We start from the raw sequence: 10,838 nt of genomic DNA on the forward strand, positions 1-10,838 counted from the left end.
AGGTGCTTTTGCTTCCAGTTCCTCCGGCGGGCGGATCGCACAGCCTTCCCGCCACACCAGCTTGCCGTTGTGCACTGTTGTCTGGTCCTCCGTGGCGAACCCCTGCTCGATCATGGAGCGGATGAAGCCCTCGTCCTGGGGTTCCACCGCCCATTGGAGCGACTCGGCCCACCAGCCGGCCAGATGGTGTGGATCCCTGCAGTCGATGACAATCTGGATGTTCAGTCCCATCCCACCAAGGTACGGTGGCTGGTGCTCCTGCGGTAGGTGCTGCCGCTTGCATTCGGGCGTGCCCTCAGCCAACCGTGCTCCTAGGCCGGCGCCTGGATGACCGTCAGGCCGGAACCTGCTGGAGCTGTTCGTAGAACTCCGGCGGAATGGCGTAGATGAACACCACCGCCAGCAGGTTCTTTGCTGCATGGACAAAGTAGGAGAACATCAGGTTCCTGCCGGTCCAGATGTAGACGAACACCAGCGTTGCGCCCATCGCCAGATAGGGGAGCAGGACTGCGAGGGTGAGGGCTTGGCGACCCACCACGTGCATGGCGGCGAACAGGACCACGGACAGTACGCAGCAGACCCAGATGTTTACCCGCCGGCTCAGCTTGCCGATCAGCAGGTGGCGGAAGATGAATTCCTCCACGAACGGGCCCACCACCACCAGCAGCGGGACCATCAGCCATGCCGGAACCTGCTGCATCAAAGCCTGAAGTCCTGCTTGGTTCTCGGACGTCTCCACACTGCCGCTGGCCGCCACTACGATGGCGGAGAGGATCATCATCGCAATCACGGCAGCCGGGACCATCAGCAGCGTGAACCACGGGCGGGTGGCCAGGACCCGCAGGTCACGGCCCACCACCTTGCGGGCGGCGACGACAGCGAGTATGCCCACCACGGCATAAAAGAGCAGGTTCATTGCGTAGGAGGCAGCGGCAGGGGTTGGGGCGACCAGGCGCAGGACAGGAGCGAGCAGTGGACCGGCCAGGGAGAAGAAGCCTGCAAGACCCACGTACAGGATGACCGCGATGAAATCCAGCGGCGAAAACCGGTAAAGCTGTGGCTGTGGTGCGGGTGGTATCCGGTGTGCGGTGGCCATGGTTTTAGCCTAGCTTCCCCCGGCTTCCCCCGTAGCGTTGCCGGGGGAAACGTGCTGCGCCTAGAATGTTCGGTATGCCTAAATTTGCATTTCGGTGCGCCAAAGTAGCCGCCCGAACGAACACCCGGCGGCGCGTTACGTCCCTCGCCGCCGCGGCAGCCGCCGTCGTACTCTCCCTGCTGATGACCGCCTGCGGAGGCGGTGCCGCCGGAAACGGCAGCGACAGCAAGCCGGTGGTGCTGACCACCTTCACAGTGCTGGCCGACGTCGCGCGGAACGTGGCGGGGGACAAGCTCACGGTTGAGTCCATCACCAAAGCCGGCGCCGAAATCCATGGCTACGAACCCACCCCGGGAGACATCCGGAAGGCCTCCAAAGCCGACCTCATCCTGGACAACGGCCTGAACCTGGAAGCCTGGTTCGGGCAGTTCGTCGAGGGTCTCGACGTCCCGCACGCCGTGGTGAGCGATGGCGTCCAGGTGATGTCCATCAGCGAAGATTCCTACCAAGGCAAGCCCAACCCGCATGCCTGGATGTCGCCGGTGAACGTGCAGATCTATGTGGACAACATGGTGAAGGCATTCAGCGAGCTGGACCCGGACAACGCCGGGGCCTTCAAGGCCAACGGGGACGCCTACAAGGCCGAGCTCCAAGCGGTGCAGGACCAGATGAAGTCCAGCCTGGCCGGTGTCCCTGAAACGCAGCGTGCCCTGGTCACCTGCGAGGGCGCCTTCTCCTACCTGGCCCGCGACGCCGGACTGACGGAGGTGTATATCTGGGCTGTCAACGCCGAACAACAGGCAACGCCGCAACAGATCACACGGGCCATTGAGTACGTCAAGGCCAACAAGGTCCCTGCCGTCTTCTGCGAGTCGACCGTTTCCGACGCCCCCATGCAGCAGGTGGTGGGGGCCACCGGGGCCACATTCGGCGGCACCCTCTACGTCGACTCGCTTTCCGAGGTGGACGGACCGGTGCCCACCTACCTGGACCTCATCCGGCACGACGCCGAAGTCATCACTAAAGCGCTCGCCGGGGCAAGTGCCGGAGCAGGATCATGACCTCCCCGACAATCCTCGTGGAGAACGTCACCGTCCATTACGGTGAGGTCCGGGCGCTGGATGCAGCAACCCTGACCCTTGAGCCCGCCCGCATTTGCGGCCTGGTGGGGATGAACGGCTCCGGCAAGTCCACGCTGTTCAAGGTGATCATGGGAATGATCAGGCCCGACGCCGGCACGGTACGGATCAACGGTCAGTCACCTTCGAGGGCGCGAAAGGAGGGCGGCATCGGCTACGTGCCCCAGAGCGAGGATGTTGACTGGCAGTTTCCGCTGTCCGTGCGGGACGTGGTGATGATGGGCCGCTATGGCCATCAAGGTTTTACCCGCCGTGCCTCCAAAGCAGATCGCGCCGCCGTCGCTGAAGCGCTGGACCGGGTGGAACTGGGTCCGTATGCCGGGCGCCAGATCGGCCAGCTTTCCGGCGGACAGAAAAAACGGGCCTTTGTGGCGCGCGGCATCGCGCAGGGCGCCACCACCATGCTCCTGGACGAACCTTTTGCCGGTGTGGACAAACGGTCTGAGGCAACCATCACCCGGCTCCTGCGGGAGCTCGCCTCGGACGGCTGCACCATCCTGGTATCCACGCACGATCTGCATGCCCTGCCGCAGCTGTGCGATGAGGCTGTATTGCTGATGCACAAAGTACTGATGCACGGTCCGCCGGAAGTGGTGCTGCAGCCCCAGAACCTGGCGATGGCGTTTGGGCTGGACGTGCTGGAGCGGGACCTGCCTGGCGGCAACGTTCCGGGCAGCACGGCCGCGGCCAGCGACGTTCCCGGCACCAGGACCCTGAACGGCAAACGGGTGAGCCACTGATGGAGATACTCCTTGAACCCTTGGGCTATGACTTCATGGTCCGTGCACTGGCCACCACCGCCCTGGCCGCGGTTGTGTGTGCAGTGCTTAGCTGCTGGCTGGTGCTGATCGGCTGGTCGCTGATGGGCGACGCCGTGTCCCACGCCGTACTGCCCGGAGTAGTGCTGGCGTACATCGTGGGCGCCCCGTTTGCGCTGGGCGCGCTGGTGTTCGCCCTGGTTGCCGTGACGTTGATCGGAGTGGTCCGCAACACGAGCCGCGTCAAGGAGGACGCCGCGATCGGCATCGTGTTTTCCTCGCTGTTCGCCCTGGGCCTGGTGCTGATCTCGGTGACGCCCAGCCAGACAGACCTGAACCACATCATCTTCGGCAACCTGCTCGGCGTCAGCGTCCCGGACCTGATCCAGGTCCTGGTGCTGGGGGTGGTGGCGTTTGTCATCCTTATCCTCAAACGGCGGGACCTCACCCTCTACGCCTTCGACCCCACCCATGCCCACGCCATCGGACTCTCGCCCCAACGCCTCGGCGCGCTGCTCCTGGGCCTGCTGGCATTGACGTCCGTAGTGGCGCTGCAGACTGTGGGCGTGGTCCTGGTGGTGGCCATGCTGATCATCCCGGGAGCCACGGCATACCTGCTGACTGACCGCTTCTCGCGCATGCTGGTCATTGCCCCCGTGATTTCAGCTGCGTGCTCCCTCGCCGGCATCTACCTCAGCTACTACCTGGACACCGCCTCCGGGGCCATGGTGGTCCTCACCCAGGGAGTGGTGTTCGCCGTCGTCTACCTGTTCAGCCCCAGGCAGGGGCTGATCGGCACCCGGCTGGCAAAGGCCCGCCGGAGGAAAGCAGCCGCCCTCGCCACTGCTTGACGTGGCGGCCGGGGGCAGGCAGGCTGGAGCGATGAAGTCCTAACCCGGCAGCCCGGCCGCGCCGGACTGTTCCCCAAAATCCAAGGCCGCTATCGAGCACCGGATGAACCCGGTCCAGCTCCGGCGCCCACACGTCGGAACTTTTGCGAGGACTTCCCTTGACTGAACACATCAACCTTTCGGGCGTCTCCCACGGCTACGGCGACCGGCTGCTGCTCGACGGCGTCAACCTGGTGATCGCTGCCGGCGAGCACGCAGCGGTGGTCGGCGAGAACGGTGCCGGCAAATCCACTCTGTTGCGGATCCTGGCCGGGCTGGAACAGCCCCAGGAAGGGACTGCCACCGTGCACGGTCGGGTGGGCTACCTGGCCCAGGCCCATGGGCTGCCCGACTCCTTGACAGTGGGAGGGGCCATCGACGAGTCCCTAGAATCGCTCCGGGCCCTTGAAGCGGAGATGGACCGGCTTGAGGCCGGGCTGGCCGACGCGGAGGAGAGCGACCTGGAAGCCTACGGCAGGCTGCAGACGGAGTACCAGTTGCGCGAAGGATACGCCGCGGAATCCCGGGTGGAGGCCGCGCTGGACCGGTTGGGCCTGGGGGGCCTTGACCGCAACCGTGCCATGGCATCACTTTCCGGCGGGGAACAGGAACGCGTGGCGCTGGCCTGCGTCCTGGCCGACCCCGCGGACATCCTGCTCCTCGATGAACCTACCAACCACTTGGACGCCCGGGGCACAGCGTGGCTGGAGGACCGGCTGGCAACCCACCGGGGCACGGTGGTGGTGGTTTCCCATGACCGCATGCTGCTGCGCAAAGTGGCAGCCAATGTCCTCGAAGTGGATGCCGAGCGCCGTGCCGTCACCCGCTACGGCAATGGCTACGACGGCTACCTTCGCGAGAAGGCCGCCGAACGCCAGCGCTGGATCCAGGAGTACCACGGCTGGCTGCACGCCATGGAGGCCGAAAGGCGGCAGGCAGAAACGGTTGCCGGGACCATGGGGTACGGCCGCAAGCGCGACGGCGATAAGATGGGCTTCGATTTCAAGGCCGGCACGTGGCAGAAAGCCGCCAGCAGCCAGGTCCGGAACGCGCAGGAGCGGCTGCGGCGGCTGGAGGCCAGCCCGGTGGAGCAGCCGCCAGTGCCCCTGAGGCTGTCCGCTCCGGAATCTTTACAGGCTGCGCCATCCGTGGCCGGGGGAGATGCGGACGCCCTGCTGGCCGTCCAAGGGGTCAGCGTCCCCGGCCGGCTTCAGGCCACGGACTTCCAGGCCGTTCTCGGCCAGAAGGTCCTCATCACAGGGCCGAACGGCGCCGGCAAGTCCACATTGCTCTCCGTGCTGGCGGGAACTTTGGTGCCCGGCGAGGGAAGGGTGACCCGGCCGGAACGTGTGGGCTACCTGCAGCAGGAACTGGAGTTGCCGCAGCGGCCTTCACTACGGCTGCTGCCGGCCTTCACCGCAGGGCTGGGCGGGAACGTCGATGAGCATGCCGAAGCCCTCCTGCGGTTGGGCCTGTTCCGCACCAGCGAGTTCCATGTTCCCGTTGGCAGCTTGTCCGCGGGACAGCAGCGGCGGCTCGCGCTCGCCCGCCTGCTTCTGGGCGGCTACAGCACGCTGATTGTGGACGAACCCACCAACCACCTGGCACCGGTACTGGTGGAACAGCTTGAGGCCGCACTCGCAACCTTCACCGGCACCCTGGTGATGGTCAGCCATGACCGGGCCCTTCGGGAGTGGTTTGCCAGGTGCCAGCGTGCTGCCGCCAACGGCGGGAAAACCAGCGGGAACTCAAGCGGGAACACAGGCGGGAACGCCGTCACCGGGCGCTGGATCCGTTACTCCATGGACAAGGGCGTGCTGGCGCCGGCCTGACGCTGCTGCGGCACCACAGCCGCGGCGGACCAGGTGCCCGGGCCTGGGACGGGCCTGTGTAGCGCGCGTCACGTAGCACCCCCGTGCGTCTTGTAAGATAGACGAGCCGCGCGAAGCTTCGGCGCCACGAGCGATTCCGGTCACATTCGGTTGCCCAACAGGGCATACCACCGAATTTGTGAGCGGGCGTCATGCGTGCTCCGGATGCGGCCAACCCCCAACCCACAAGGAATCGTTGTGCCTCAAAGTACCCCCACAGATCTGCAGAACCACACGGCACCATCCACCGCCGTCGACCCCACCCTCAGCGCCGAGGGTTACAGCAAGACCCTGGGCCGGCGCCACGTCACCATGATCGCCATGGGCGGCGCCATCGGCGTCGGCCTGTTCATGGGCGCCGGCGGACGCCTGGCCTCCACGGGCCCGGCCCTCATCTTCTCCTACGCCATCGCCGGCGTTATCGCCTACCTGCTGATGCGGGCCCTGGGCGAGCTCATCATGTACCGCCAGACCTCCGGCTCGTTCGTGAGCTACGCGGGTGAAATGTTCGGCAAGAAGGGCGCGTTCCTCTCGGGCTGGATGTACTTCATCAACTGGGGCATGACCGGCATCGCCGAACTGATCGCCATCGGCCTCTACTTCCAGTTCTTCTTCCCCAACGTCCCCGTGGAAGCCTCGGCCATCGCCGCACTGGCGCTCCTGGTGGCGGTCAACCTGCTGAGCGTCAAGGCGTTCGGCGAGTTCGAGTTCTGGGCCTCCTGCCTCAAGGTCGGTGCCATCCTCATATTCCTGGCCGTGGGCACCTTCATGGTGGTTACGAACGCCCAGGTGGGTGACGGCAACGCCTCCGTAGCGAATCTGTTCGCCGCAGAAGGCGGCATGTTCCCCAAGGGCGCCCTGGTGATGGTCCTGGTCCTCAACGCTGTGATCTTCGCCTACAACGGCATTGAACTCGTGGGCATCACCGCCGGCGAGATGCAGAACCCGGAACGCGAAGTGCCCAAGGCGATCCGCGCCGTCGTACTCCGCATTGTGGTGTTCTACGTCGGTTCCGTCACCCTGCTGGCCATGCTGCTGCCGTCCGACCAGTACGTGGCGGGTACGTCCCCGTTCGTCACCGTGTTCGGCCAGATGGGCCTTGCCTGGGTGGGCGACGTGATGAACATGATCGTTATTACTGCGGCACTGTCTTCCTGCAACTCCGGCCTGTACTCGATCGGCCGCGTGTTCCGCACCATGGCCAACAACGGCCACGCCCCGCAGTGGCTCACCCGGATGTCCAAGCGGCACGTCCCCTACGCGGCCATCCTCGCCATCGCGGCCTTCTACCTGGTGGGCATCCTGCTGAACATCTGGCTCGGCGGCTCCCACGCGTTCGACCTGGCGCTGAACACCGCGTCCATCGGCGTCATCTTCACGTGGGGCGCCATCTTCGCCAGCCAGATCGCGCTGCGCCACAGGAAGGGCGTCACGTCCACGCTGCCGATGCCCGGTTCGCCGTGGACCAGCTGGGCCGGCCTGATCGGACTGCTGGCGATCACTGTCCTCATCGGCTTTGACACGATGACCAGCAAGACCGGAGAGGTGTTCTACCTGGGCCTCTGGACCCTGGCCACCATCCCGTTCTTCGCGGTGGTCCTGTGGCTGGGCTGGCAGAAGGTCAAGCAGAACGAACCGAAGAACGCGCTGTACAGCTGACAGTTCACCCAAGCAGTAAACGACGGCGGGATTCCCTGGGAGGGGATCCCGCCGTCGTCGTTTCCTGGCTAGCGGCGGAAAGGGGTCCTTCGCATGCAATTGGTCAGTCGCCCAGTTTCCCGTGGTGGGCAACTGTGGTGCCCGGCGCTCGACGGGGGCAGACTGGGCTTGTGGGCGAACCCTGGGTGCTGCATGTTGACCTTGACCAGTTCATTGCGGCCGTAGAAGTGCTCCGCCGGCCCGAGCTTGCGGGCAAGGCGGTGATCATTGGCGGCCGTGGTGATCCGACCGAGCGGGCGGTGGTGTCCACGGCGTCCTACGAAGCGAGGAAGTTCGGTGTCGGCTCGGGAATGCCGTTGCGCATCGCCGCCCGGAAGGTGCCTGACGCCGTCATCCTGCCCGTTGACCAGGAGGCCTACCTTGCCGCGTCCGGACAGGTCATGTCGGTGCTGCGCGCGCAGCCGGGGGCCACGGTCCAGGTACTCGGCTGGGATGAAGCGTTTATTGGTGTGCAGACTGACGATCCTGATGCCTACGCCCGGCAACTGCAGCACGCCGTCCTTGAGGAGACCCGGCTGCACTGCAGCGTGGGTGTCGGCGACACCCTGGTCCGGGCCAAGGTAGCGACATCGTTCGGCAAGCCGGCCGGCGTCTTCCGGCTTACGGAAGACAATTGGCTCGAGGTGATGGGGAGCCGGCCGACCATCGAGCTGTGGGGCGTGGGAACGAAAGTGTCGCGCCGGCTTGCCACGCTCGGCGTGGAGACGGTTGCCGACCTGGCAGCGTCCAACCCTGATGACCTGGTCCCTGAGTTCGGCCCGAAAATGGGGCCCTGGTATGCCCAGCTGGGACGTGGCGACGGCGCGCGCATCGTTGACGACACGCCCTGGGTGGCACGCGGACATAGCCGGGAAACCACCTTCCAGCGCGATCTGACGGAAACCGGGCAGGTCCACGACGCCGTCAAGGAGCTGGTGGCGCGCGTCCTGGAGGATGTCGCGGCCGAGGGGCGGCCGGTGATCGGGCTGACGCTGAAGGTCCGTTACGCCCCGTTTTTCACCAAGACATACGCCCGGAAGATTCCCGAGACAGCCGAACCCGCGGAGGTGCTCGCGCGCGCGCTCGATCTTGTGGCAAAGATCGAGCCGGACCGCCCCATCCGGCTCCTCGGGCTGCGCGCCGAAATGCCGATGCCCGAAGATTCCCGGCGGGGGCATACCCCCACCCGCAGCGGATGGTGACGGGACCCGGGCCGTTGAAGGCAAACAGAACGGCGGCGGATTCCTTGTGATCCGCCGCCGTTTCACTCTGTTACAGCCCGCCTGGTCCAGCCGGACTGCCGCAGGAATAGGCTAGTTGCGCTTGAACTCGTCCTTGACGCTTTCGCCGACTTTCTTGGCGTCAGCCTTGACCTGGTCGGACTGGCCTTCAGCCTTGAGGCGGTCATTGTCGGTGGCATTGCCCGTGGCTTCCTTGGCCTTGCCGCCGAAGTCTTCTGCTGCGTTACTGATCTTGTCTCCGAGGCCCATGGTGGTGGCTCCTTTCGTTTCCGTTGATCAAACAGTGCATTTTCACACTAACACGAAGCTTGCTTACTATTTCCAGCAGGGTCTTTCCTCCCGGGAGAGGTGTCTGTTGCTTGTCCGGACCCGCAGCTAGGCTCGAAACATGGAGCCCACCACCAGCCTTACCCAGCACATCCAGGCGTCACCGGAGAAGGTCTGGTCTGTCATTACGGACATCCCTGGCTCTGCGGCAATGCTGTCCGGAGTCGATTCCGTGCAGCTCCTTACCGACGGCCCGTATGGGGAGGGAACGCGCTGGAAGGAGACCCGGAAGATGCTGGGCAAATCCGAAACAGTGGAGTTGTGGGTGGCGGAGACCGAGCGGGACCGCAGCACCACGGTCAAGGCCGTACAGGGCGGCGCGGTTTACACCACGCGGTTTGACCTTTCCCCGCGTGACGGCAGCACAGAGCTTACCCTCACCTTCGGTGCCGAGGTCATCAGGCCAACGGTAGCGAGCCGGCTCATGATGCTGCTGTTCGGGAGGATGGGCATGGCCGCCACCCGCAAGGCCCTGACGAAGGACTTGGCTGAGATTGCAGCCAAAGCAGAAACGCTTCCGTAGTGGCCGCGCATCCTTCCAAAGCCCGTACTCCGAATGTTACTGCGCCCAGGCTCACTCCGGTCCGGCTGGAGAACCTGACGGACCAACCGGGGTCGGATTTCCGCCGCGGTGAAAGGTACGACGGCGGCCGGTACAGCCGTGCCAAGGCTGACGGTTTCGAACTGAGCGGCACAGACTTCGCGGAATGTGAGTTCCAGGGGGTGTCCTTCAATGACACGCAGCTCCGCGGGTCCTCGTTCCGGGACTGCATCCTGGGCGAGCTGTACGCGCCGGTGTTCCGGGCGGCCCGGTCAACGTGGCGGGACGTCGAGTTGCGGAATCCGCGGCTTGGCTCCGCTGAGCTGTACGAGAGCGGCTGGCAGTCAGTCCGCATCGAAGGCGGCAAGCTGGACTTCCTCAACCTGCGCAGCGCCAGAATCGCCGACTTGCTTATCAGTGACTGCATCATCAACGAACTCGACCTGGGTTCGGCGACGGGGACCCGTGTGGCGCTCAAGAACTGCACTATCGGCTCCCTTGATCTCAGCGGGGCCAAACTGAAGGACTTCGATCTCCGCAGCACCGAATTCCGCAGCATCAGCGGGCTCGGCAGCATGGCAGGCGTAGTCGTGGACGAATACCAGTTGGGCCTCCTGGCGCCCCTGCTGGCTGCGCATCTGGGGGTTACGGTCCTCTAGAAGCTTCGAGGGAAGCGCCGGTACCCATACAAGACCCTCCCGTGTACTATTTACAGAACGAACGGTCGGTAAGTGGGGAAGTCCTGTCTGCCTGCCGCCGATAACAGTGCCGTTTATCGCGTGAAGGGTGTTTCCATGACTGCAACCGCAGGTCCGCAGGCTTTCCTTGTAGGCGGGGTCCGAACGCCGGTGGGCAAATACGGCGGGGCGCTTTCGTCCATTCGCCCCGATGACCTGGCAGCCCTGGTAGTCCGGGAGGCGGTAAACCGGGCCGGGCTGGATCCGGACAGCATCGACGAGGTGATCCTGGGCAATGCCAACGGCGCCGGGGAGGAAAACCGGAACGTCGCCCGGATGGCCACCCTGCTTGCCGGGCTGCCCCTCCACATCCCCGGCATCACCGTCAACCGGCTCTGCTCCTCCGGCCTCAGCGCCATCATCCAGGCGAGCCACATGATCAAGGCCGGCGCAGCCGACATCGTTATTGCCGGTGGCGTGGAATCCATGAGCCGCGCGCCCTGGGTGCAGGAAAAGCCTACCGCCGCGTTCGCCAAGCCCGGCCAGATTTTCGACACCTCCATCGGCTGGCGCTTCACCAATCCACGGTTCCACAAAGGT

Annotated in this window: 12 protein-coding genes; 9 read left to right on the top strand and 3 right to left on the bottom strand. The window is 65.0% G+C overall.

The window, feature by feature from the left end; all coding sequences use genetic code 11:
- Positions 1-231, bottom strand: a 231-nt coding sequence (locus AC5RWX_RS25270; RefSeq protein WP_494099032.1) for a VOC family protein, incomplete at its 3' end; no start/stop codon positions are given.
- A gap of 103 nt (positions 232-334) precedes the next feature.
- Positions 335-1,096 carry a CPBP family intramembrane glutamic endopeptidase gene (locus AC5RWX_RS25275; RefSeq protein ID WP_494099033.1) on the bottom strand — a complete coding sequence of 254 codons (762 nt, stop codon included), beginning with the start codon at positions 1,094-1,096 and terminating at the stop codon, positions 335-337.
- Between the two features lie 74 nt (positions 1,097-1,170).
- Here AC5RWX_RS25275 and AC5RWX_RS25280 point away from each other — a divergent pair, with 74 nt between their 5' ends.
- The 6 genes from AC5RWX_RS25280 (at position 1,171) to AC5RWX_RS25305 (ending at position 8,654) form a co-directional block, all read left to right on the top strand.
- Positions 1,171-2,157, top strand: a complete 987-nt coding sequence (locus AC5RWX_RS25280) for a metal ABC transporter substrate-binding protein (RefSeq protein WP_494099034.1) — start codon at positions 1,171-1,173, stop codon at positions 2,155-2,157.
- Positions 2,154-2,975 carry a metal ABC transporter ATP-binding protein gene (locus AC5RWX_RS25285; RefSeq protein WP_494099035.1) on the top strand — a complete coding sequence of 274 codons (822 nt, stop codon included), beginning with the start codon at positions 2,154-2,156 and terminating at the stop codon, positions 2,973-2,975. Before AC5RWX_RS25280 ends, AC5RWX_RS25285 begins: the two co-directional genes overlap by 4 nt.
- Entirely contained in the window at positions 2,975-3,844 is an 870-nt protein-coding gene (locus AC5RWX_RS25290) for a metal ABC transporter permease (RefSeq protein WP_494099036.1), read from the top strand. The genes AC5RWX_RS25285 and AC5RWX_RS25290 overlap by 1 nt, the downstream gene beginning before the upstream one ends.
- Positions 3,845-4,002: 158 nt before the next feature.
- Positions 4,003-5,715: an ABC-F family ATP-binding cassette domain-containing protein gene (locus AC5RWX_RS25295; RefSeq protein WP_494099037.1), complete on the top strand. Its 1,713-nt coding sequence runs from the start codon at positions 4,003-4,005 to the stop codon at positions 5,713-5,715.
- Positions 5,716-5,952: 237 nt separating this feature from the next.
- A complete protein-coding gene (locus AC5RWX_RS25300; RefSeq protein WP_494099038.1) occupies positions 5,953-7,413 on the top strand; it encodes an amino acid permease in 1,461 nt (486 codons plus the stop codon).
- A 170-nt stretch (positions 7,414-7,583) separates the two neighbouring features.
- Entirely contained in the window at positions 7,584-8,654 is a 1,071-nt protein-coding gene (locus AC5RWX_RS25305; RefSeq protein WP_494099039.1) for a DNA polymerase IV, read from the top strand.
- Positions 8,655-8,765: 111 nt separating this feature from the next.
- Here AC5RWX_RS25305 and AC5RWX_RS25310 read toward each other — a convergent pair whose 3' ends face one another.
- On the bottom strand, positions 8,766-8,942 hold the full coding sequence (locus AC5RWX_RS25310; protein ID WP_494099040.1) for a CsbD family protein: 177 nt from the start codon (positions 8,940-8,942) through the stop codon (positions 8,766-8,768).
- Between the two features lie 139 nt (positions 8,943-9,081).
- On the opposite strand from AC5RWX_RS25310, the gene AC5RWX_RS25315 reads away from it, so the two are divergent.
- From AC5RWX_RS25315 to AC5RWX_RS25325, 3 genes are all read left to right on the top strand, one after another.
- A complete protein-coding gene (locus AC5RWX_RS25315; protein WP_494099041.1) occupies positions 9,082-9,543 on the top strand; it encodes an SRPBCC family protein in 462 nt (153 codons plus the stop codon).
- On the top strand, positions 9,543-10,220 hold the full coding sequence (locus tag AC5RWX_RS25320) for a pentapeptide repeat-containing protein (protein ID WP_494099042.1): 678 nt from the start codon (positions 9,543-9,545) through the stop codon (positions 10,218-10,220). Before AC5RWX_RS25315 ends, AC5RWX_RS25320 begins: the two co-directional genes overlap by 1 nt.
- A gap of 135 nt (positions 10,221-10,355) precedes the next feature.
- A partial coding sequence (locus AC5RWX_RS25325; RefSeq protein ID WP_494099043.1) for a thiolase family protein occupies positions 10,356-10,838 on the top strand: 483 nt, incomplete at its 3' end.

It is taken from the genome of Arthrobacter sp. SPT-J7 (assembly GCF_059089965.1).